We start from the raw sequence: 22,199 nt of genomic DNA, 5'->3' as shown, positions 1-22,199 counted from the left end.
ATGGAAACTTCAATGACCGACACCCACATGCCCGTTTCATCCATCCCTACCGCCCGACTGTCCCGCCGTAGCCTGCTGCGCGGGTCAGTCACCCTGGGCCTGGTGGCCCTGGCCGGAGGGCTCGCCCCCTGGCAATCGGTGATGGCCGAGGGCGACCAGGACTTTATCGCCCTGTCGCAATTCCTTGTCAGCCGTCCGGTCAACCCGGTCCTGGCGGCGCGCTACTACCGCGCCCTGAGCCGGCGCGCACCGAACTTCAGCGGCAATGTCGGCGCCCTCAAGCAACTGGTCGACGGGCAGGGCTTCAAGCATGTGGATGAATACCTGGCCCAGGCCAACCCGGACCCATCGTTGAAAGCGACGGCCACCAGCATCATCTCGGCCTGGTACTTGGGCATCGTCGGCGAGCTCGCCGATGCCGAACTGATCAGCTACCGCGAAGCGCTGATGTATCGCCCGACCCACGGCATTCTCATCATTCCAACCTACGGTGGCGGCCCCGAATCCTGGGGCGCCAAGCCAGCCGACACGCAGGATTTCAAACTATGAGCAGCGTTGTTTATGACGCCGATGTGGTCGTCATCGGTTCCGGCGTGATGGGTGGCTTGATTGCCAGCGAGCTGGCCAAGGCGAACAAATCCGTGATCGTCCTCGAAGCGGGCCCACGGGTGAACCGCCGCGACATCGTCGAGACCTTCCGCAACGCGCCGGTCAAGCTCTCGCTGGCCAACGCCAAGCTGCAGGGTGCCGGCTCGCCCTATCCGAGCCTGCCCCATGCGCCCTCCACCTATGGCGACTACCTGCAGCAGGTCGGCCCGGTGAAGTACAACACCTCCTACCTGCGGGTGGTCGGCGGCACCACTTGGCACTTCGGTTCCTCGCTGTGGCGCATGCTGCCCAACGACTTCCGCCTCAACTCCCTCTACGGACGCGGGCGTGACTGGCCGATCAGCTATGACGAATTGGAACCCTTCTACGCCCGCGCCGAGACCGAGCTGGGTGTGTCCGGGGTCGACGGCCAGGATGAAAGCGGCCAGGGTGGCGCGGCTTATCCACCGCGCTCGATCCCCTACCCGATGGAAGGCCTGAAGCCCAGCTACATGTTCAAGCGCCTCTCGAGCCTGTTGAGCAAGGGCGGCTACAACCCGATCCTCGAACCCAATGGTCGCGCCACCCGCCCCTATGGCAAACGCCCACCGTGCGCGGGCAACAACAACTGCAACCCGGTCTGCCCGATTGCCGCCAAGTACGACGGTTCGATGCATATCGACGAGGCCGAGCGCCATGGCGCCAAGGTTCTGGACAATTCGGTGGTGTACCGGATCGAGGCCGGCGATGACAGCAAGATCACCGCGATCTGGTACATGCGCCCCGACAAGAGCCAACATCGCCTGACCGCCCGGTACTTCGTGCTGGCGGCCTATGGCATCGAATCGCCGAAGCTGTTGCTGATGTCCACGTCCGAGAAATACCCCAACGGCATCGCCAATACTTCCGATCAGGTCGGTCGCAACCTGATGGACCACACCGGCGTGAGCATGAACGTGATGACCAAGGAGGACATGTGGCCCGGCGAGGGTCCGACCCAGTTGCTGGTCTACCTGAACAGCCGCGACGGCGCGTTCCGCAAGGACTACCCGAGCTACAAGATCAAGGTCCGCAACACGGTGCCCACCTCGCAGATCACCACCAACCTGATCGCCAAGGGCGTGCTGGGCTCCAAGCTCGACGAACAGATCCGCCTGCAGTCGGCACGTTCCTTGAACTGGGCGGTGGACTTCGAGACCCTGCCGTTGCCGGAAAACCGCGTCACCCCGAGCAAGACTCGCTTCGACGCGATAGGCCTGCCGGTACCGGAAATCTACTACAGCGTTCCCGACTACTGGCACGCGGGCAAGGAAAAGGCCTTGGAGGACCTCAAGCAGTTCGCCCACCTGCTCGACGCCGACATCCTCAGCACCGACGTCAACTTCCAGAACCGTCAGCACATCATGGGCACCACCATCATGGGCGACGATCCGAAGAACTCGGTGGTCGACCGCGACTGCCGTAGCCACGACCACGCCAACCTGTTTATCGCCGGGACCAGCGTGATGCCGTCATCGTCCTGCGTGAACCCCACGTTGACTGGGGCCGCACTGAGCATTCGTATCGCCGATCAATTGCTGAGGGAGGTGTAGGGCCAGCTCAACCGCCCGCCACCCGCTGAGAGGGAGCCGGGGTCAGTGCCAGCGGCAGCTCCAGGATAAAGAGCGCGCCCTGGCCCGGCCCCGCGCTCTGCGCCGTCAGATCGCCGCCCATCTCGTGCGCCGCCAGAATACAGCTGTGCAAACCAAAGCCGTGACCGTCGACACGCGTGGTGAAGCCGTGCTCGAACACCCGCGCAAGATTGTCCTGCGCAATCCCCTCGCCATTGTCCTGGACCTCGACCCGCACGCGCCCATCGTCAACGACCTTCAGGCGCAGGATGATCTGCGGTGGCCGGTTCACACCGGCGTCCAGCGCCTGCTTGGCGTTGTTGATCAGATTGACCAGGATCTGCAGCACGCGGTGCTTGTCCAGTGGCATTTGCGGTATATCGCTGAACTCCTTGATCAGCGTGATGTGGTGACGGGCCAGGGACACATCGCAAATGCGCACGACATCCTCGACCAGCTCACGCAACGAGCCCGGCTCCAGCACGCTGGCGTTGCCGGCGTAGGATTGCTGGGTGGCGACGATTTCCTTGATGTGGTCGATGCGGCGGGTCAACTGCGCCAACTCGGCGATCATGCCCTGCTGCTCGACGGCCAACGCGTCGGCCAGCTTGTCGAGATAGTCCGGTAGCGCGCGTCCTTTCGGGTCGCTGCTGATGAAGTCGCCGAGGTCGTCGGGATGCTCCTTCATCAACTGGACAACCTTGGCCACCCCGGGCCCCTTGGAGGTGTGCACCTTCTCGTACAGGACCTGGGCTGACACATTGACGCTGTTGAGCACATTGCCAACGTTGTGCAGCACATTGGTGGCGATCTCCGCCATGCCGGCGCGGCGGGCGGTGGTGACCAGTTCGGCCTGGGCCTCGCGCAACTCGTCGTTGACCTTGGCCAATTGCTGCGGGCTGGGGATCTTCAGGGCCGCCGGTACCAGCCGGACCAGCAGGATGGCGGTAATCACCGAGGCAATCGCAGTGATGACCTTGACCAGCGCCATCAACCAGTAATAAGGCTGCCAGATGGTCAGGATCTCCATCACATGGCTGGTCCCGCAGGCCAGGATAAACACGCCAAAGGCCGCGAGCATCCAGTCGAACGGCACGTCCTTGCGCTTGTGGATAAAGTACAGGAGCGTGAAGGGGATGGTGACGTAGGACAGGGCGATCAAGCTATCGGCGATCACATTCGTCCACAGCAGATCCGGACGCCACATGTAGCAATGCCCGTGGGGCATGAAGCGCTTGTCGGTTAACAGAGCCAGCAAATCGTTCATGGCCACTTCCTCGTTGTGCCGTTGATACCGCCAAGTGCCGACTGGGCAAATCGGAGTCTAGCAGAGGGCCCTTCCCAGGCATTTTGCGTGGACAGGCGAGACGGTGATATGCGCTACCGCACCGCACTTGTCGCCCTCGGCCGTCACTCGCTGTCGAAACATCCTGCCAAATTTTCCCCCTTCAATTGCCGCGCCCAAGCTCATCCCCACGACTAACCTTCCAGAGCCGCAGGACGCGGCGCCCTATTCACTCAAGGAATGATTCATGTCGCTTGCCATCGTCCACAGCCGCGCCCAAGTAGGGGTCGAGGCGCCTGCCGTTACCGTTGAAGTCCACCTGGCCAATGGCTTGCCGTCGCTGACGATGGTTGGCCTGCCGGAGGCGGCGGTGAAGGAAAGCAAGGACCGGGTGCGCAGCGCGATCATCAATTCGGGCCTGAGCTTCCCAGCGCGGCGCATCACCCTGAACCTGGCGCCGGCGGATCTGCCCAAGGACGGCGGGCGGTTCGACCTGGCGATTGCCCTGGGCATCCTGTCGGCCAGTGTGCAGGTGCCAACCCTGACGCTGGACGACGTCGAGTGTCTCGGTGAGTTGGCCTTGTCCGGCGCGGTGCGCCCGGTGCGCGGGGTACTGCCAGCGGCGCTGGCGGCTCGCAAGGCCGGACGCATGCTGGTGGTGCCACGGGCCAACGCCGAGGAAGCCTGCCTCGCGTCGGGCCTGAAGGTGATCGCCGTGGATCATCTGCTCGAAGCAGTGGCCCACTTCAATGGGCACACACCGGTCGAGCCTTTCGTTTCCAATGGGCTGCTCTCGGCCAGCAAGCCCTACCCCGATCTGAATGAAGTACAAGGCCAGGCCGGGGCCAAGCGTGCCCTGCTGATCGCTGCCGCGGGGGCCCATAACCTGTTGTTCAGCGGACCACCGGGCACCGGCAAGACCTTGCTGGCGAGTCGTCTGCCCGGGCTGCTGCCGCCCCTGGCCGAGAGCGAGGCCCTTGAGGTAGCGGCGATTCAGTCGGTTGCCAGTTGCGTGCCGCTGAGCCATTGGCCGCAGCGGCCGTTTCGCCAGCCCCATCACTCGGCTTCCGGCCCAGCGCTGGTGGGTGGCGGGTCGAAACCGCAACCCGGGGAAATAACCCTCGCCCACCATGGCGTGCTGTTTCTCGACGAGCTGCCGGAGTTCGACCGCAAGGTGCTGGAAGTCTTGAGGGAACCGCTGGAGTCAGGGCACATCGTGGTGTCCCGCGCCCGTGATCGAGTACGGTTTCCGGCACGCTTCCAACTGGTGGCGGCGATGAACCCCTGCCCCTGTGGATATCTTGGCGAACCCAGCGGTCGTTGCTCCTGCTCACCGGACATGGTGCAGCGCTACCGCAACAAGTTGTCCGGTCCGTTGCTGGACCGTATCGACCTGCACTTGACCGTGGCCCGGGAAGCCACCGCACTTAACCCGAAGAGCACAACGGGCGAGGACACGGCCACCGTCGCCGAACGAGTGGCCGAGGCCCGGGAACGCCAACAGCGACGCCAGGGCTGCGCCAATGCCTTCCTGGATCTTCCGGGCCTGCGTCGGCATTGCAAGTTATCCACAGCCGACGAAACCTGGCTGGAAACCGCCTGCGAGCGGCTGACCTTGTCGCTGCGTGCCGCCCACCGCCTGCTCAAGGTCGCCCGGACATTGGCCGACCTGGAACAAGCGGCAAGCATCCGCCGCGAGCATCTGGCCGAAGCGTTGCAGTATCGGCCTGCCACACCCTGATCACGGCTTGGTCAGGTCCACCAGCGGCGTATCGCGCACTTCGGTCTTTTGACCGTTCTGGATCGCATCGATGCGCTTGAGCGCCTTATCCACAGCGCCCTTGTCCGCCAACAGGCTGTAGTGGATCTGGAACTGCTTGTGCTCTTTCGGCCCGATCGTGGGCACCAGGCCCAGTGGCCGCTGATACCGGCGGTTATAGGAAAAACTGGTGCCCGGTTCCAACCCGGTCACGTAGCCCTGGCCTTGGGTATCGGTATTTTTCCACAGGGAGAACACGGGCAGCGTACCGGTGTTGAAGCCTACCGACACACCGAGGCTGCCGGCCTTGTTGTGCAGCACGGTGAGGGTGTCGCCCTTGGCGTCAGCATAGGGCACGACGTTATAGACAGTTTCGTCATAATCCTTGGTCGGGGCTCGGTAGGTTTGCCAATCCGGCAAATCGCCCTTGGCCTTGTCGTTGAACGGCGAGACCTGCTTGACCGGTGCCGCGAAACGAGCGCCCTGCTCCAGGAAAGGCGTGCTGAAATTGCTGTGGTAGAGCGCTTGGTATTCCTTCGGGTAATCGCCGTTGTTGGTCAGTGTGTCGCTGAGCGCGAACGTCACACTGCCGGGCTCGGTGACCAGCTCGGTCTGTACCGAAAAGTCGACCTTCTTGAACGCCTGCTCCTTCAACTCGCCCCGCAGGGTGATGGCGTAAGGCGGTTTTTCATCAATGTGCAACGTGACTTTGTTGGCAGGAATATTAGCGGCGCGACCATGCAGGGTCAGCAGCTCACCATTGTCCATGCCGGGATGGCCGACCCACTCGTAGCCGCAACGGGTGACCAGCTCGTTGAACCCTTCGAGCCAGCCCAGCCCGCCTCGACCGTTGAGTTCGATGAACGCCGGGTTGACCACTTCCTTGACGGGCGAATCCCAACCCATGCGCACATTCCCGACCGAAGCCTGCAGCACGTTCATGCCACGGGTCGGGACGACTGAAAGCTTCAGGGTGCCATTGTCGATGTCGACAATGCTGACGCCTTCCTGCCGGCCGCCGTGCAGGGTGCGCATCGTCACGGAAAAGGGCTTGCCGGTTTTCACACCGAGTTGCTGGCTGGTGATTTGCCAGGGTTGAGCGGCTTTATCCGTATCCAGCAGGACGTAGTCCCAAGCCATCGCCTGGGAGGCAGCGCCCAAGGCGCCAAGGGTGATGAGGAGTTTGAGCGGAGTCATGGTCACGACCTTTTATTGGAGTTGTGCGGTTTTTATAGACTTGAAGAAACGTTTCAGCAAGCTTAAAAACAGCAATATTCCTAAAAAATGCACGACCACCAGATGGCAGCTTTTGTGGGAGCGAGTCTGCTCGCGAAGGCGGTGGGTCAGATTGAGATGATGTTGGCCGGGCGGCCGTCATCGCGAGCAAGCTCGCTCACTGGGGTATGGGTGAGCTTGCTCATGACGGGAGTCTTCAGCGGAACCGATCAACCTCTTGGCGCAGGTCCTGGGCCAGTTTCTCCAGTTCCTTGGCGGTGAGTGCCAGGTTCGAGACCACTTCGCGCTGTTCGCTGTTGGCCATGGCGATGCTTTGCAGGTTACTGCTGAGCAGGGTCGCAGTGCTGCTTTGTTCCTGTGTGGCGGTGGTGATCGCCGCAAACTGCTGGCCCGCCGAACGGCTCTGCTCATCGATTCGGGCCAGGGCCGTGGCCACGTTGGCGTTGCGCGACAGGCCTTCCTGCATCAACAGGTTGCCCTGCTCCATCGTGCTGATGGCATTGCCGGTTTCCTGCTGGATGCTATTGATCATGCTGGAAATTTCGTCAGTAGCCTGGCGAGTACGGGAAGCCAGGCTGCGGACTTCATCGGCCACCACGGCGAAACCACGGCCCTGCTCGCCTGCGCGGGCGGCTTCGATGGCGGCGTTCAAGGCCAGCAGGTTGGTCTGCTCGGCGATCGAGGTGATCACACCCACGATGCCGCCGATTTCCTGGGAGCGCTGGCCCAAGGTATTGATGACCGTGGCCGTGCTGTTCAGCGCACCGGCAATTTGCTCCAGGGACGACGACGCTTCGTCCATCGAGGTTCGGCCAATGCGGGTTTGCTGGGCGTTTTCCTGGGCCAGGCGCTCGGTGTTGCCCATGTTGTCGGCAATGTTCAATGAGGTCGCACTGAACTCTTCCACCGCGCCGGCCATGCTGGTGATTTCGCCGGATTGCTGCTCCATGCCTTCATACGCCCCGCTGGACAACCCGGACAGCGCCTGGGCACGGCTGTTGACCTCCTGGGAGGCCTTGCGGATGTGCTCAACCATGGTCGACAAGGCCTGGCTCATCTGGTTGAAGGCACGGGCCAACTGACCGATCTCATCATGGCTCGACACGTTCAGGCGCACGCTCAGGTCACCGGCGCCCAAGGCTTCGGCCTGGCGCACCAGGTCCCCGAGCGGCGCCAGTTTGCTGCGCAGCAACCACATCGCCGAGCCGACCGCCAACAACATCGCCAGCAGGCTGCCAATGGCCAGTTGCGTACCGACGCTCCAGGTCACGGCACGAATCTCGGTTTTGGGCATGCTCGCCACCACCGCCCACGGCCCACCTTCGAACGGTACGGCAACGCTGTAGAAGTCTTCGGCGGTATCGGTCCAGAACGCGCCTTTGCCCGGCTTTTTGATCAGGCCCGTGATGGTTGCGGTAGCGTTGTCCAGCGCCTGAACGCCGGCCGGCGGTACCAGCCATTTGTTTTGTTCGTCCAGCAGCGCCAGGGAACCGGTCTGGCCGATACGGAAGCGCTTGAGGTTCTCGAACTGCGCGTTCTGCGCATCGGTGTAGTCGAAGCCTACGTACAACACGGCAATGATCTTGCCGCTGCTGTCGCGTACCGGCGTGTACTGCGACATGTAGAAGCGCCCGAAAAGCAGGGCCCGACCAATGTAGCTCTGCCCGCTGATCACCGGGCCGTAGGCGGGACCGGCGCGGTCGAGCACAGTGCCGATGGCCCGCGTACCGTCCTGTTTGCTGACGGAAGTACTGACGCGGATGAAATCGTCGCCGCTGCGCACGAATACCGTGGCGACCCCGGCTGTCATCGCTTTGAAGTCGTCCACTTCCTTGAAGTTGTTGTTCAACACTTCGCTACCCAGGTTCAAGCCTGGGGTTTGCACGCCCGCCACTGTCACCGGCTGGTCTGGATGCACGCTCAGGCCCGCGCTGAAGCGCTTTTCGAACAGGCCGGCCAAGCGCTGGGTACTCTCGCGCAAGGTACCGTGGAACGTATTGAGCTGATCGGCCATCAGGCGCGCTTCGCTGGCCAGGTGTTCTTCACGGGTGGCGAGGTTGGCAGCGTCCAGCGAACGCAAGGCGAAGACGGTACTGCCGGAGATCACGACCGCCAATATCACAGCGAGGGCAAGGCCTAGCTGTGAGGCGATCCGGGCACGGGGTTGAGACATGACGGCTCCTGGCCGAGAGACCGGATCATCCTGATCACGCTCGCACGCTCGGCATTTTATTCGGGTGAGGTGTAAGTAGACCCTTTCTGAACGAGGGTTCCATGTTCACGGATTCGGCGGCAAAGCCAAATACTTGAGCGGCTTGGAAGGATTAATATCAAGTGGCTAGCACGCCAACTGCAACGTTTCAGCCCAGACGCTGCACATCAGGTAATTGCATGGCCTTCACCTCACCTTGGAGGAAGTCGCTGAGCCGGCGCAAACGTTCACCTCCCGGCCGGGTTTTCGGCCAGACCAGGTAATAGTGTTCACCGCTGGCGACAGCCGTCGGCCATGGCAGGCTCAGGCGCCCCTGGGCGACGTCTTCAGCCACCATCAGCAGATCGCCCATGGAGACCCCATAGCCGCGTGCTGCCGCGATCATGCCCAGCTCCAGGGTATCGAACACCTGCCCCCCTTTGAGCGAGACCTTGTCGGACAGCCCCATGCGTTGCAGCCAATTGCGCCAGTCCCGGCGATCCGGCGTGGGGTGCAGCAATTCAGCGCTGGCCAACCGCGCCACATCCCAGGGCTGGTCGTTCAACAGGTTCGGCGCGCCCACCGGGATCAATTCCTCGGGAAACAGCAAACTGGCCTCCCAGTCTGCCGGAAAATGCCCGTTGCCCAGTAGCACGGCGCAATCGAAGGGCTCGACGTTGAAGTCCACCGAGTCGACGTCCATCCAGGCACTGGTCAGTTGCACCTCGTTGCCGGGCTGCAAATGCCGGAAGCGACTCAAGCGCGCCAACAACCAGCGCATGGTCAGCGTGGAAGGCGCCTTCATGCGCAGGATGCCGTCCTCACCATGCAAGGTATGGCAAGCCCGCTCCAGCGCCATGAAGCCCTCACGTACGCCCGGCAACAGCAACCGTGCGGCCTCGGTCAATTGCAGGTTACGGCCGCTGCGCAAGAACAGCCGACAGGCAAAGTGATCTTCCAGCGTGCGAATGTGCCGGCTGACGGCGCTCTGGGTGATCGACAGCTCTTCAGCGGCGCGGGTGAACGAGCTGTAGCGCGCCGCGGCTTCGAATGCCCGCAGCGCATAAAGAGGAGGAAGACGACGAGACATCGCAAAAGCTCCATGGCGTTGTTTGCAAACCCTACCAGAAACGCGTCCAGCATGAGTTTTAATCATGCCAGCGATCTTTTTTATCCCTTTGTGCAATCCGCCGAGAGCGCCGAGAATCGTTGCTTTACTGCCTTGTTTGAACATGGAGCGTGATGATCATGCGGCATCCGGTGCGTACCGAACTCTGGGCCCTCCTGCGGCTGGCGGGGCCGTTGATTGCCTCGCAGTTGGCGCACATGCTGATGGTGCTCACCGACACCGTGATGATGGCGCGCCTGAGCCCCGAAGCCTTGGCCGGCGGCGGGCTTGGGGCGGCCACCTATTCGTTCGTGTCGATCTTCTGCATCGGCGTGATCGCTGCGGTGGGCACGCTGGTCGCGATCCGCCAGGGCGCAGGCGATGTCGAAGGCGCCACCCGGTTGACCCAGGCCGGGTTATGGCTGGCCTGGCTGATGGCGCTGATGGCCGGGTTGCTGTTGTGGAATCTCAAACCAGTGCTGCTGATGTTCGGCCAGACCGAAACCAACGTGCTGTCCGCCGGACAGTTCCTGCTGGCGCTGCCGTTCGCCCTGCCCGGCTACTTGAGCTTCATGGCCCTGCGCGGTTTCACCAGCGCCATTGGCCGGGCCACACCGGTCATGGTGATCAGCCTCGGCGGCACCGTGGCCAACTTCCTGCTCAATTACGCGCTCATCACCGGAATGTTCGGCCTGCCGAAACTCGGCCTGATGGGGATTGGCCTGGTCACGGCTATCGTTGCCAACTGCATGGCCCTGGCGCTGGCCTGGCATATCCATCGGCACCCGGCCTACCGCGCCTATCCGTTGCTCGAAGGCCTGTCGCGGCCCAATCGCCAGTACCTCAAGGAACTGTGGCGCCTGGGCCTGCCGATTGGCGGCACCTACGCGGTGGAGGTCGGGCTGTTTGCGTTCGCCGCGCTGTGCATGGGCACCATGGGCAGCACGTCGTTGGCAGCCCACCAGATCGCGCTGCAAATCGTCTCGGTGGCGTTCATGGTGCCGGCCGGGATGTCCTACGCCATCACCATGCGCATCGGCCAGCACTACGGTGCCGGGCAACTGCTGATGGCACGCCTGGCCGGTCGGGTCGGGATTGGCTTTGGCGCGGCCGCCATGCTGGCGTTCGCCATGGTGTTCTGGCTGCTGCCCCATCAATTGGTCGGCTTGTTCCTGGACCACGACGACCCGGCGTTCCGCGATGTGATCAACCTGGCTGTGAGCCTGCTGGCGGTGGCTGCATGGTTCGAGCTGTTCGATGGCACGCAAACCATCGCCATGGGCTGCATTCGCGGGCTCAAGGACGCCAAGACCACCTTCCTGGTGGGCCTGGGTTGCTATTGGCTGATCGGCGCGCCGGCGGCGTGGTGGATGGCGTTCCACCTGAACTGGGGGCCGACTGGCGTCTGGTGGGGCCTGGCCCTGGGGCTGGCCTGCGCGGCCGTGAGCCTGACAGCGGCGTTTGAATGGAAGATGAAGCGGATGATTCGCAGTGAGCCCGGACGGCAGCGTTTCGAGGCCATCCAGGCCAAGTGAAATCCATCCCTTTGTGGGAGCGAGCAAGCCCGCACACATGGGTTTGTGTCAGCTGATTTCCAGCATCGACTGCTGATCACCCTCGAACATCAAGTACTCAACCAACTCCGGCAACGGCAACGGCTTGCTGATCAGGAAACCCTGCACCTGGTCGCAACCGAAGCCGCGTAGCAGGTCCAGTTGTTCCTGGGTTTCCACACCTTCGGCCACCACTTCCAGATTGAGGTTGTGCGCCAGGTTGATCATCGCGTGCACCAGTTTGCGGTTCTCTTCGCGCTGCTCCATGCCACCGACGAAGCTCTTGTCGATCTTGAGCAAGGCGATCGGCAGGCTGTTGAGGTGCACGAACGAGGAGAAGCCGGTGCCGAAGTCGTCCAGGGAGAAGCGCACCCCCAGGCGGCCCAGGGCATCCATGGTCTGCTTGACCAGTTCGCTGCGGCGCATGACGGCGGTTTCGGTGAGTTCGAACTCCAGCCATTGCGCCTCGACACCCCGCTCGGCAATCAGCCGGCTCAGGGTCGGCAGCAACTGGCTGTCCTGGAACTGCCGGAACGACAGGTTGACCGCCATGTGCAACGGCGCCAGCCCACGCTCGCGCAGGGCCTGCATGTCCCGCAGCGCCCGGGAAATCACCCAGTAGCCCAGCGGCACGATCAGGCCGCTCTGTTCGGCCAGCGGCACGAACTCACTCGGTGGCAGCAAGCCACGTTCGCCGTGACGCCAGCGTACCAACGCTTCGAGGCCGACAATGTGGCCGCCATCGAGGTTCAGCCGTGGCTGGTAATGCAGTTCCAACTCGTCACGGCGCAGTGCCCGGCGCAGTTCGCTTTCCAGGTCGGCGAGGCTGCGGGCGTTGCGATTGATGCGCTCGTTGAAGATATGAAAGGTGCAGCCCTGGGTGCTCTTGGCCTGCTGCATGGCGATGTGGGCGTGCCACATCAGCGGATCGGCGCCGGCCTGGGCGCGAGCATGGGCAACGCCCAGGCTGCAGCCGATCAGCAGGCTTTCACCGTCCACCCAATAGGGTTCGGCCAAGGCTTCGGTAATACGCTCGGCCATCCACTCGGCCCGCTGTGGTGCGCGGCGGGTGTCGATCAGCAGGGCAAATTCATCACTGCCCAACCGCGCCAATTGATCGCCGGCCTCGAGCGAGCTCTTGAGCCGCGACACCACTTGCAGGATCAAGCGGTCACCGGCCTGGTGACCGAGGGCGTCGTTGGCGTGACGAAAGTTGTCCAGGTCCAGGTGACCGAGCGCCAGGCCACGGCCGTCGTTTTCCGCCAGGCGCGCCGCCAGCAGCGTCTGGAAACCCTGGCGATTGGCGATGCCCGTCAACGGGTCCTGTTCGGCGAGGCGCTGCAAGGTGTTTTCCAGCACGCCGCGTTCGCGCACATGGCGCAGGCAACGACGCAGGGTCGCGCTGTCGAGGACATCACGCACCAACCAGTCGCTGACACCGTCGGGGGCAACCGCCGGCTCGTGCTCAAGCAACAGGATCGTCGGCAGGCTGCAACGGCCCGGCGCCGGCTGCAACGCCGTAACGGTCAGCAACACCGCGTTGCGATTATCTTCGAACAGGCTGCTGACCGACTCCCAGCTCGGGGCGCTGATCAACACGACCGAGGGCCCCAAGGGCGCCAGGCACTCGCGCAATATTGCTGACCACGCAGGCTCTTGGGCCAATAACAGCAAACGCAAGGGTTCGACAGGCGTTGACAAGCTGACTCCCTAGACTCTGCAAGGTGGTAGGCGCCGGGCATTATGACGCGCCGATGGGCAATGACCAATGCCAATGGTTCTCAAACACGCGGTTTTGGTGGTTTTTTTCCACTCCAAATCCTGCGCTGGACGCAATTGGCCCCACATCCTGCGTGAAAGTAGCAGAAGCGGCAAATGACAATGCGCTGTGCGTCACAAGTCGGACAGAGCAGCACAATTCTCAGAGCCTGTTAAAATGCCGGCCCATTTCGCAAACGACTCCCTGACTCTGTCATGTCCCGACTCAATCCCCGGCAGCAAGAAGCCGTGAACTATGTCGGCGGCCCTCTTTTGGTGCTCGCCGGTGCAGGCTCCGGCAAGACCAGCGTAATCACCCGCAAGATCGCGCACCTGATCCAGAATTGTGGCATCCGCGCCCAGTACATCGTCGCCATGACCTTCACCAACAAGGCCGCCCGGGAAATGAAGGAACGGGTCGGCGGCCTGCTGCGCGCCGGCGAAGGCCGCGGCCTGACGGTCTGCACCTTCCACAACCTGGGCCTGAACATCATCCGCAAGGAACACGCGCGGCTGGGCTATAAGCCAGGGTTCTCGATTTTCGACGAGACCGACGTCAAGGCCCTGATGACCGACATCATGCAGAAGGAATACTCGGGCGACGACGGCGTGGACGAGATCAAGAACATGATCGGCTCGTGGAAAAACGACCTGATCCTGCCGCCACAAGCCCTGGAAAACGCCCGTAATCCCAAGGAGCAGACCGCCGCCATCGTCTACACCCACTACCAGCGCACGCTCAAGGCGTTCAACGCGGTGGACTTCGACGACCTGATCCTGTTGCCGGTCAAGCTGTTCCAGGACCACGCCGACATCCTCGAGAAATGGCAGAACAAGGTCCGCTACCTGCTGGTGGACGAATACCAGGACACCAACGCCAGCCAGTACTTGCTGGTGAAGCTGCTGATCGGTACGCGCAACCAGTTCACCGTGGTAGGCGACGACGACCAGTCGATCTATGCCTGGCGCGGCGCGCGGCCGGAAAACCTGATGCTGCTCAAGGATGACTATCCGTCGCTCAAAGTGGTGATGCTGGAGCAGAACTACCGCTCCACCAGCCGCATCCTGCGCTGTGCCAACGTGCTGATTTCCAACAACCCCCACGAGTTCGAAAAACAACTGTGGAGCGAGATGGGCCACGGCGACGAGATCCGTGTGATCCGTTGCCGCAACGAAGACGCCGAAGCCGAGCGCGTGGCCATGGAAATCCTCAGCCTGCACCTGCGCACCGACCGGCCGTACAGCGACTTCGCGATCCTGTACCGCGGCAACTACCAGGCCAAGCTGATCGAGCTGAAACTGCAGCACCACCAGATTCCTTATCGCCTGTCGGGGGGCAACAGCTTTTTCGGACGCCAGGAAGTGAAGGACCTGATGGCCTACTTCCGCCTGATCGTGAACCCGGACGACGACAACGCCTTCCTGCGGGTGATCAACGTGCCGCGCCGGGAAATCGGTTCGACCACCCTGGAAAAACTCGGCAACTACGCCACCGAGCGCAAGATCTCGATGTACGCCGCCACCGACGAAATCGGCCTGGGCGAGCACCTGGACAGCCGCTTCACCGACCGCCTGGCGCGCTTCAAGCGCTTCATGGACAAGGTTCGCGAACAGTGCGCCGGGGAAGATCCGATTTCAGCACTGCGCAGCATGGTCATGGACATCGACTACGAAAACTGGCTGCGTACCAACAGCTCCAGCGACAAGGCCGCCGACTACCGCATGAGCAACGTCTGGTTCCTGATCGAGGCGTTGAAGAACACCCTGGAAAAAGACGAAGACGGCGACATGACCGTCGAGGACGCCATCGGCAAACTCGTGCTGCGGGACATGCTCGAACGCCAGCAAGAAGAGGAAGACGGCGCCGAAGGCGTGCAGATGATGACGCTGCACGCCTCCAAGGGCCTGGAATTCCCCTACGTGTTCATCATGGGCATGGAAGAAGAAATCCTGCCGCACCGCTCCAGCATCGAGGCCGACACCATCGAGGAAGAACGGCGCCTGGCCTACGTCGGCATTACCCGGGCACGCCAGACGCTGGCCTTCACCTTTGCCGCCAAGCGCAAGCAATACGGCGAAGTGATCGACTGCGCCCCCAGCCGCTTTCTCGATGAGCTGCCGCCCGACGACCTGGCCTGGGAAGGCAACGACGACACGCCGACGGAAGTCAAAGTCGTTCGCGGCAACAGCGCCCTGGCGGATATACGCGCGATGCTAAAGCGCTAGAATCGACTACTTTTTTCAACGACTTCAGGCGCTCAAGGCGTCATCAGAGGAGGCTTCATGGAAGCCCTGCAGCAGAAAATTCGTGAACAAGGCATCGTGCTTTCCGATCAGGTCCTGAAAGTCGACGCGTTCCTGAACCATCAGATCGACCCACAGTTGATGAAGCTGATCGGCGACGAATTTGCCGCGTTGTTCAAGGATTCGGGCATCACCAAGATCGTCACCATCGAAGCCTCGGGCATTGCCCCGGCGATCATGACCGGGCTGAACCTGGGCGTACCGGTGATCTTCGCCCGCAAGCAACAGTCCCTGACCCTGACGGAAAACCTGCTGTCGGCCACCGTGTATTCGTTCACCAAGAAAACCGAAAGCACCGTCGCCATCAGCCCACGTCACCTGACGAGCAGCGACCGGGTACTGATCATTGATGACTTCCTGGCCAACGGCAAAGCCTCCCAGGCGCTGATCTCCATCATCAAGCAGGCTGGCGCCACCGTGGCAGGCTTGGGGATCGTGATCGAGAAGTCGTTCCAGGGTGGTCGCGCGGAATTGGATGCCCAGGGTTATCGCGTTGAATCGTTAGCCCGGGTGAAGTCGCTGGCTGGCGGGGTCGTGACCTTTATCGATTGAGCACCCCATTTAACCCTGTGGGTGTGAGCAAGCTCCCACAGGGTTATCGGTGTTCGCTATGGCGCAGTGGCCTTGAGGCCGGCAAGCAACAAACGCTGGAACAACTCCTCCTTCAGCCCTTCGGGGCTGGTCAGCTGCATCCGCCCCAAATGCCCGGCAAACTCCCAGGGCTCCGGCGCATCGAGGGCGGCCTTGCCCAGCTCCAGGATCTCGGTGAGCTTGAACTTGCTCTTGAGCCAGTTCAGCGCCCGCAACAGGTCTCGCTCTACGTCGTCAAAATCGCAGCCCAGCGGATACTCCGGAAACAGGTTCGGATGCCGCGCCTGGATCGCCTGCAAACGCTCCGAAGTGTTGTCGGCGAATCGCGGATCGAGACGAAAATCCTTCGGCAACTTACCGGCTTTTTGTGCCTGCTCGATCAGCCCCGGCTGGAAGCGTGAGTCGCTGATGTTCAGCAGCGCCTCGATCACCGCCGCATCGGTCTTGCCGCGCAGGTCGGCGATGCCGTATTCGGTCACCACGATGTCGCGCAAGTGCCGGGGAATCGTGCAATGTCCGTAGTCCCAGACGATATTCGAGCTGATCTCGCCCCCGGCCTCACGCCAACTGCGCAGCAGCAGGATCGAACGCCCACCCTCCAGCGCATGGCCCTGGGCAACGAAGTTGTACTGCCCGCCCACGCCGCTGAGCACCCGCCCGTCCTCCAGCTGATCGGCCACCCCGGCACCCATCAGGGTCATGATGAAGACCGTATTGATGAAGCGGGCGTCGAGGCGCTGCAGGCGCTTGAGCTGTTCCTGGCCGTACAGCTCGTTGATGTAACTGATGCGTGTCATGTTGAATTCGAGAAGACGGCTTTGCGGCAACTCGCGCAGGCGCTCATAAAAACTGCGCGGCCCGAGGAAAAATCCGCCGTGTATGCAAATGCCGTCAGGTTGCGCCGCCTCATCGAGGGTGCCGGCGTTGGCCCGTTCCTGGGTCGGAACATCGGGATAGACCTTGCGCCGGACGATTCCGGCCTCCGCCAGCACCAGCAAACCGTTGACGAACATTTCACTGCAGCCATAAAGCCCTTTGGCAAACGGCTCGACCCCGCCTTCGCGCTCGATCAATTGTGCCCACTGGCTGAGGTTCAGATCGGCCAGCAAGGCCTGGTAGCCGGCGTTATCGGCCTGACGCGCCAGCAACGCTGCGGTCAATGCATCGCCCATGGCGCCGATGCCGATCTGCAGCGTCCCGCCGTCGCGCACCAGGGTACTGGCGTGCAGGCCGATCAGATGGTCCTGGAAGCCCACCGGCATGTTCGGCGTGGAAAACAAGGTGTGGCTGTCCTTCTCGTCGATCAACAGGTCGAAAGCGTCGATGCCGACTTCCGCGTCGCCCGGCATGTAGGGCAAATCGTTGTGCACCTGGCCGACCAGGAGGATGGTCTCCCCGGCCGCCCGCCGCTTGGCGATCATCGGCAGCAGGTCGAGGGTGATGTCCGGGTTGCAGCTCAGGCTCAGGCGATCCGGATGCTCAGGATCGCTCGCCACCAGTTGCGCCACCAGGTTCAAGCCGGCGGCGTTGATGTCCCGGGCGGCATGGCTGTAGTTGCTGCTGACGTAGCTCTGCTGGGCCGAGGCGCTGTGCAGCAAGCTGCCGGGCTGCATGAAGAACTGCTCGACTCGTATGTTGGGTGGCAGGCTGTCCTGATGCAGGTCGGCCAGGTAATCCAGTTCGGGATAGTCGCCGAAGACCCGTTCGACAAAGGGCTCGAGGAAGCGCTTCTGCAGACCATCGCCCAATTTCGGTCGGCCCAGGCTCAGGGCCGTATAGATGGTCAACTGCCGCTCGGGCAGTTGTGCAATGCGCCGGTACAGCGCGTTGGCGAACAGGTTGGGTTTGCCTAGCCCCAGGGGCATGCCGAGATGAATATGCGCGGGCAGGCGCTCGAGCACGTCATCCACCGCCTGCTCGATTGAACACAACTGCACCATCGGACCCTCCTGGACACTCCATGAATGTGGGTTGGACCGAGCTTGCCGGGTCTTGGTTGCGATGAACAGCCCTGGAAAACCCCGGGGCACAAAAAAGCCGCTCGTAAGCGGCTTTTTTGCGCAAGATATCGGCGTATTACAGGCCGGACATCTCTTTGATGGCGCCCTTGAGGTCGTCATCCGAGCAATCGGCGCAGGTGCCCTTAGGCGGCATGGCATTGACGCCGGTAATGGCCTTGGCCAGGATGCCGTCGAGGCCGCCCTGGTGATCGGCGCGCTCTTTCCAGGCCGCCTTGTCACCGATTTTCGGCGCGCCCAGCAGGCCTGTGCCGTGGCAAGCGTTGCAATGCTTTGCAATCACGTCAGCCGGCTTCTTGGCACCACCCGCGCCGCCAGCGGCAGTGGCAACTTCCATGCCTTTGCATTCTTTCCCCTGGACGCAGACCTGGCCAACCGGTTCGAGGCGCTTGGCGATTTCGTCGGTGGTCGCCGCTTGGGCACTGACTGCCCATAGGGCCAATACGGTTGCTGGTGCAGCCAGCATTTTCATAATTAGGTTCACGCGTACACCCTCAATGGTGGCTAGTCACGCCTGCGGCCACGGTTTGCAGGCGGGCGCAAGTATAGCGGTAAGGCCGTCACACTGAAACAACCCCAAAGTCGCAAGGGTCTTGTTTGTGAGACGGCTGGGTCCTCGGGCACCTTTGCCATGCTGGCCTGACGCCTCTTTTCCTAGAAATTCGCCGGTGTGGCTGCGCTGATAAGTCGCGCCGGCACATCGAACGGATTACGGAAACGGTGGGGCTTGGTGCTTTCGAAATAGTAGCTGTCGCCTGCTTCGAGCACGAAGGTTTCGACACCGACCACCAGTTCCAGCCGCCCCTCTACCAGGATCCCGGTCTCCTCGCCCTCATGGGTGAGCATCTCTTCACCGGTATCGGCGCCAGGCGGATAGATTTCGTTGAGGAAGGCGATCGCCCGGCTCGGGTGTGCCCTGCCCACCAGCTTCATGGTCACGGCGCCGTCGGAGATGTCGATCAGTTCGTTGGCTTTATAAACGATCTGAGTCGGTTTCTCCTGAAGGATTTCTTCGGAGAAAAACTCGACCATGGACATGGGAATCCCGCCAAGGACCTTACGCAGCGAGCTGATCGAGGGGCTGACGCTGTTCTTCTCGATCATTGAAATAGTGCTGTTGGTGACGCCCGCACGCTTGGCGAGCTCACGCTGGGAAAGGCCTTTGAGTTTACGAATGGATTGCAGTCGTTCACCGACGTCCAATGCTGGAGCCTCCAGGGAATCAGGTTGTGAGGAAAGTGAGCGTTATCATGGCGACAGCGTTCAGTATTTACAACACTTGGACCCGAATCCTGTGCGGTGAAGCGACTTTCGGTAGCCGACGCCGTACGTCAATGCCCGGAATAGAGCCGTGGCACCCGCCGCAGGTTGCAGAAAATCTGATAGGGGATGGTGTCGGCGGCCTTGGCAACGTCGCTGGCAAGGATGTTCTTGCCCCACAACTCCACGGTCGAGCCGAGCCCGGCCTGGGGGACATCGGTCAAGTCGACACACAGCATGTCCATCGACACCCGCCCGACCAGTTGGCTGCGCTGCCCATCCACCAGCACCGGCGTACCGTTCGGCGCCTGGCGCGGGTAGCCGTCGGCATAGCCCATGGCGACCACCCCGACCCGGGTCGGTTGCGTGGTCACAAAACGAGCACCGTAGCCCACCGGTTCGCCAGCGGGCAATTCGCGCACGCAGATGATCTTCGACTCCAGCGTCATCACCGGTTGCAGGCGCGAGGCGACGGCGTTGGGCTCGTCGAAGGGCGTGGCCCCGTAGAGCATGATGCCCGGGCGCACCCAGTCGCTGGGTACCTGCGGCCAGCCCAGCACGGCCGGTGAGTTGCGCAGGCTGATCTGCGCCACCAGGCCCTGGCGGGCTTTGTCGAATATCGCCAGTTGCTCGGTGCTGCTGGGATCGTGCAGTTCATCGGCACGGGCGAAGTGACTCATCAACACGATCTTCGCCACCTTGCCGCTGGCGAGCAGGCGACGGTAGGCCGCTTGGTAATCCGCCGGATGCAGGCCGACCCGGTGCATACCGGAATCGAGCTTGAGCCAGACCGTGATCGGCTGGCTCAGCGCGGCTTTTTCAATCGCTTCGAGCTGCCACAACGAATGCACCACGCACCAGAAATCGTGCTCGACGATCAACGACAGCTCACTGGCCTCGAAAAAACCCTCCAGCAGCAGGATCGGTCCGCGGATCCCACCGGCCCGCAGCTCCAGGGCTTCTTCGATGCAGGCCACGGCAAACCCGTCTGCCGTGTCCTGCAGCGCCTCGGCGCAACGCACCGCGCCGTGCCCGTAGGCGTCGGCCTTGATCACCGCAAGGGCCTTGGCCCCCGTGACTTCGCGGGCCAATTGGTAATTGTGACGCAGGGCTTGGAGATCGATCAGGGCACGGGCAGGACGCATGGCGGCAGGCTTCTAGGCGGTCATGAATAAAAAACCGGTGCTGGCTGACAGCATGAACCACCAACAGCACCGGGAGAGGGATCGTTTGGGCCGGTATTTAAGGCAACGCGGCCACGACGGACAGCTCCACCAGGATCTCCGGTTCGCACAGCTTGGCTTCCACCGTGGCGCGGGCCGGGGCGACGCCCTTGGGCAACCATTTGTCCCAGACCGCGTTCATGCCTTCGAAGTGAGCCTCGATGTCCTTCAAGTAGATCGTCACCGATAGCAAACGATTCTTGTCGGTTCCGGCCAGGTCCAGCAAGCGCTCGATATTGGCCAGGCTTTCGCGGGTCTGCTGTTCAATACCGGCGTTCATGTCGTCGCCGACCTGTCCGGCCAGGTAAACGGTGCCGTTGTGCACGACAACCTGGCTCATGCGGTCATTGGTGAGCTGGCGCTGGATTGACATGTTCTGCAGACTCCTGGTGTTTGCTGCCATAACGGGAAATATCGAGGCCTTCGGCGCTGATCTGCGGCTTTTTCTTCGCCATCAGGTCGGCCAACAGGCGACCGGAACCACAGGCCATGGTCCATCCAAGGGTGCCATGGCCGGTGTTCAGGAACAGATTCTTGAAGGGCGTAGCACCAACGATGGGCGTGCCATCCGGGGTGGTCGGGCGCAAGCCGGTCCAGAAACTCGCCTCGGCCAGATTGCCGCCCTGAGGATAAAGGTCGTTGACGATCATCTCCAGGGTTTCGCGCCGACGTGGGTTGAGAGACAGGTCAAAACCGGCGATTTCCGCCATGCCGCCCACCCGAATACGGTTGTCGAAGCGGGTGATCGCGACCTTATAGGTTTCGTCGAGAATGGTCGAAGTCGGCGCCATCGCCGGGTTGGTGATCGGCACGGTCAGGGAGTAGCCCTTGAGCGGATACACCGGTGCACGGATCCCGAGAGGCTTGAGCAGTTGCGGCGAGTAGCTGCCCAGGGCAAGGACGTAGCGGTCGGCGGTTTCCAGCTTGCCGTCGATCCAGACACCGTTGATGCGGTCACCGGCGAAGTCCAGGCGCTGGATATCCTGGCCGAAGCGGAATTGCACTCCGAGCTTCTCGGCCATTTCCGCCAAGCGCGTGGTAAACATCTGGCAGTCGCCGGTCTGGTCGTTGGGCAAGCGCAGGGCGCCGGCCAGAATGTCGGTGACATTCGCCAGGGCCGGTTCAACCCGGGCAATGCCCGCGCGGTCGAGTACTTCGAACGGCACACCCGACTCTTTCAGCACGGCGATGTCTTTTGCCGCGCCATCGAGCTGGGCCTGGGTGCGGAACAGCTGGGTGGTCCCCAGGCTACGGCCCTCGTAGGCAATGCCGGTTTCGGCGCGCAGCTCGTCGAGGCAGTCACGGCTGTACTCGGACAGGCGCACCATGCGCTCCTTGTTGATCGCATAGCGGCTGGCGGTGCAGTTGCGCAGCATCTGTGCCATCCACAGGTATTGGTCAATATCGGCAGTGGCCTTGATCGCCAGCGGCGCGTGGCGCTGCAGCAGCCACTTGATGGCCTTGAGCGGCACGCCCGGTGCGGCCCACGGCGAGGCATAACCCGGCGACACCTGGCCGGCGTTGGCGAAACTGGTTTCCATGGCAGGCGCCGGCTGACGGTCGACCACCACCACTTCAAACCCGGCACGGGCCAGATAATAAGCACTGACGGTACCGATGACGCCGCTACCCAAGACCAGAACGCGCATGTTGATGCCCTCATCGCGGATAACCGCTGACGTTTGTTGTACATAGCTTTGATGGTCGCAGTGTAA

At 62.2% G+C, this 22,199-nt stretch carries 17 protein-coding genes; 6 read left to right on the top strand and 11 right to left on the bottom strand.

The window, feature by feature from the left end:
- Both TK06_RS22105 and TK06_RS22100 read left to right on the top strand, forming a co-directional pair.
- Complete coding sequence (locus TK06_RS22105; protein ID WP_063323828.1) at nucleotides 1-549, top strand: sugar dehydrogenase complex small subunit; 549 nt, start codon at nucleotides 1-3, stop codon at nucleotides 547-549.
- Nucleotides 546-2,180, top strand: coding sequence for a GMC family oxidoreductase (locus tag TK06_RS22100; protein WP_063323827.1), 1,635 nt, complete (start codon nucleotides 546-548; stop codon nucleotides 2,178-2,180). Before TK06_RS22105 ends, TK06_RS22100 begins: the two co-directional genes overlap by 4 nt.
- Nucleotides 2,181-2,187: 7 nt before the next feature.
- On the opposite strand, the gene TK06_RS22095 is transcribed toward TK06_RS22100, so the two are convergent.
- A complete protein-coding gene (locus TK06_RS22095) occupies nucleotides 2,188-3,465 on the bottom strand; it encodes a sensor histidine kinase (protein WP_063323826.1) in 1,278 nt (425 codons plus the stop codon).
- Nucleotides 3,466-3,730: 265 nt separating this feature from the next.
- Between TK06_RS22095 and TK06_RS22090 the strand changes: the two genes are divergently transcribed.
- Nucleotides 3,731-5,224 carry a YifB family Mg chelatase-like AAA ATPase gene (locus TK06_RS22090; RefSeq protein ID WP_063323825.1) on the top strand — a complete coding sequence of 498 codons (1,494 nt, stop codon included), beginning with the start codon at nucleotides 3,731-3,733 and terminating at the stop codon, nucleotides 5,222-5,224.
- Here TK06_RS22090 and TK06_RS22085 read toward each other — a convergent pair whose 3' ends face one another.
- The 3 genes from TK06_RS22085 to TK06_RS22075 form a co-directional block, all read right to left on the bottom strand.
- Complete coding sequence (locus TK06_RS22085; RefSeq protein WP_063323824.1) at nucleotides 5,225-6,439, bottom strand: aldose 1-epimerase family protein; 1,215 nt, start codon at nucleotides 6,437-6,439, stop codon at nucleotides 5,225-5,227.
- Between the two features lie 235 nt (nucleotides 6,440-6,674).
- Nucleotides 6,675-8,651 carry a methyl-accepting chemotaxis protein gene (locus TK06_RS22080; RefSeq protein WP_063323823.1) on the bottom strand — a complete coding sequence of 659 codons (1,977 nt, stop codon included), beginning with the start codon at nucleotides 8,649-8,651 and terminating at the stop codon, nucleotides 6,675-6,677.
- Nucleotides 8,652-8,838: 187 nt separating this feature from the next.
- Nucleotides 8,839-9,759, bottom strand: coding sequence for a LysR substrate-binding domain-containing protein (locus TK06_RS22075; RefSeq protein ID WP_063323822.1), 921 nt, complete (start codon nucleotides 9,757-9,759; stop codon nucleotides 8,839-8,841).
- Between the two features lie 158 nt (nucleotides 9,760-9,917).
- Here TK06_RS22075 and TK06_RS22070 point away from each other — a divergent pair, with 158 nt between their 5' ends.
- On the top strand, nucleotides 9,918-11,312 hold the full coding sequence (locus TK06_RS22070; RefSeq protein ID WP_063325198.1) for a NorM family multidrug efflux MATE transporter: 1,395 nt from the start codon (nucleotides 9,918-9,920) through the stop codon (nucleotides 11,310-11,312).
- Nucleotides 11,313-11,360: 48 nt separating this feature from the next.
- Here TK06_RS22070 and TK06_RS22065 read toward each other — a convergent pair whose 3' ends face one another.
- Nucleotides 11,361-13,031, bottom strand: a complete 1,671-nt coding sequence (locus TK06_RS22065) for a putative bifunctional diguanylate cyclase/phosphodiesterase (RefSeq protein WP_063323821.1) — start codon at nucleotides 13,029-13,031, stop codon at nucleotides 11,361-11,363.
- 273 nt (nucleotides 13,032-13,304) lie between these two features.
- Here TK06_RS22065 and rep point away from each other — a divergent pair, with 273 nt between their 5' ends.
- On the top strand, nucleotides 13,305-15,314 hold the full coding sequence (rep, locus tag TK06_RS22060) for a DNA helicase Rep (RefSeq protein ID WP_063323820.1): 2,010 nt from the start codon (nucleotides 13,305-13,307) through the stop codon (nucleotides 15,312-15,314).
- A gap of 57 nt (nucleotides 15,315-15,371) precedes the next feature.
- The gene (locus TK06_RS22055; protein ID WP_063323819.1) at nucleotides 15,372-15,944 is read left to right on the top strand and encodes a xanthine phosphoribosyltransferase; all 573 of its coding nucleotides are present in this window, start codon (nucleotides 15,372-15,374) and stop codon (nucleotides 15,942-15,944) included.
- Nucleotides 15,945-16,000: 56 nt separating this feature from the next.
- On the opposite strand, the gene TK06_RS22050 is transcribed toward TK06_RS22055, so the two are convergent.
- The 6 genes from TK06_RS22050 to dadA form a co-directional block, all read right to left on the bottom strand.
- Nucleotides 16,001-17,923, bottom strand: coding sequence for an acetyl-CoA hydrolase/transferase C-terminal domain-containing protein (locus TK06_RS22050; protein ID WP_063323818.1), 1,923 nt, complete (start codon nucleotides 17,921-17,923; stop codon nucleotides 16,001-16,003).
- 136 nt (nucleotides 17,924-18,059) lie between these two features.
- A complete protein-coding gene (locus tag TK06_RS22045) occupies nucleotides 18,060-18,473 on the bottom strand; it encodes a c-type cytochrome (protein ID WP_063323817.1) in 414 nt (137 codons plus the stop codon).
- 182 nt (nucleotides 18,474-18,655) lie between these two features.
- The gene (locus TK06_RS22040; protein ID WP_003206841.1) at nucleotides 18,656-19,204 is read right to left on the bottom strand and encodes a cupin domain-containing protein; all 549 of its coding nucleotides are present in this window, start codon (nucleotides 19,202-19,204) and stop codon (nucleotides 18,656-18,658) included.
- A 128-nt stretch (nucleotides 19,205-19,332) separates the two neighbouring features.
- Nucleotides 19,333-20,406, bottom strand: a complete 1,074-nt coding sequence (gene alr, locus TK06_RS22035) for an alanine racemase (protein ID WP_063323816.1) — start codon at nucleotides 20,404-20,406, stop codon at nucleotides 19,333-19,335.
- 97 nt (nucleotides 20,407-20,503) lie between these two features.
- Complete coding sequence (locus TK06_RS22030) at nucleotides 20,504-20,857, bottom strand: RidA family protein (protein ID WP_003206844.1); 354 nt, start codon at nucleotides 20,855-20,857, stop codon at nucleotides 20,504-20,506.
- Nucleotides 20,829-22,133 carry a D-amino acid dehydrogenase gene (dadA, locus tag TK06_RS22025; RefSeq protein ID WP_063323815.1) on the bottom strand — a complete coding sequence of 435 codons (1,305 nt, stop codon included), beginning with the start codon at nucleotides 22,131-22,133 and terminating at the stop codon, nucleotides 20,829-20,831. Before dadA ends, TK06_RS22030 begins: the two co-directional genes overlap by 29 nt.
- Nucleotides 22,134-22,199: the final 66 nt, after the last annotated feature.

Source organism: Pseudomonas fluorescens (assembly GCF_001623525.1).
Lineage (GTDB): Bacteria > Pseudomonadota > Gammaproteobacteria > Pseudomonadales > Pseudomonadaceae > Aquipseudomonas > Aquipseudomonas fluorescens_Q.
The sequence above is the reverse complement of the archived record's forward strand: the minus strand, read 5'-3'. Positions and strand labels throughout refer to the sequence as shown.

Bases quoted from the DNA above. Each gene is read 5' to 3' on its own strand.
- TK06_RS22105 (WP_063323828.1), top strand. From the start codon at position 1: ATGGAAACTTCAATGACCGACACCCACATGCCCGTTTCATCCATCCCT.
- TK06_RS22100 (WP_063323827.1), top strand. From the start codon at position 546: ATGAGCAGCGTTGTTTATGACGCCGATGTGGTCGTCATCGGTTCCGGC.
- TK06_RS22095 (WP_063323826.1), bottom strand. From the start codon at position 3,465: ATGAACGATTTGCTGGCTCTGTTAACCGACAAGCGCTTCATGCCCCAC.
- TK06_RS22090 (WP_063323825.1), top strand. From the start codon at position 3,731: ATGTCGCTTGCCATCGTCCACAGCCGCGCCCAAGTAGGGGTCGAGGCG.
- TK06_RS22085 (WP_063323824.1), bottom strand. From the start codon at position 6,439: ATGACTCCGCTCAAACTCCTCATCACCCTTGGCGCCTTGGGCGCTGCC.
- TK06_RS22080 (WP_063323823.1), bottom strand. From the start codon at position 8,651: ATGTCTCAACCCCGTGCCCGGATCGCCTCACAGCTAGGCCTTGCCCTC.
- TK06_RS22075 (WP_063323822.1), bottom strand. From the start codon at position 9,759: ATGTCTCGTCGTCTTCCTCCTCTTTATGCGCTGCGGGCATTCGAAGCC.
- TK06_RS22070 (WP_063325198.1), top strand. From the start codon at position 9,918: ATGCGGCATCCGGTGCGTACCGAACTCTGGGCCCTCCTGCGGCTGGCG.
- rep (WP_063323820.1), top strand. From the start codon at position 13,305: ATGTCCCGACTCAATCCCCGGCAGCAAGAAGCCGTGAACTATGTCGGC.
- TK06_RS22055 (WP_063323819.1), top strand. From the start codon at position 15,372: ATGGAAGCCCTGCAGCAGAAAATTCGTGAACAAGGCATCGTGCTTTCC.
- TK06_RS22050 (WP_063323818.1), bottom strand. From the start codon at position 17,923: ATGGTGCAGTTGTGTTCAATCGAGCAGGCGGTGGATGACGTGCTCGAG.
- TK06_RS22045 (WP_063323817.1), bottom strand. From the start codon at position 18,473: ATGAAAATGCTGGCTGCACCAGCAACCGTATTGGCCCTATGGGCAGTC.
- alr (WP_063323816.1), bottom strand. From the start codon at position 20,406: ATGCGTCCTGCCCGTGCCCTGATCGATCTCCAAGCCCTGCGTCACAAT.
- TK06_RS22030 (WP_003206844.1), bottom strand. From the start codon at position 20,857: ATGTCAATCCAGCGCCAGCTCACCAATGACCGCATGAGCCAGGTTGTC.
- dadA (WP_063323815.1), bottom strand. From the start codon at position 22,133: ATGCGCGTTCTGGTCTTGGGTAGCGGCGTCATCGGTACCGTCAGTGCT.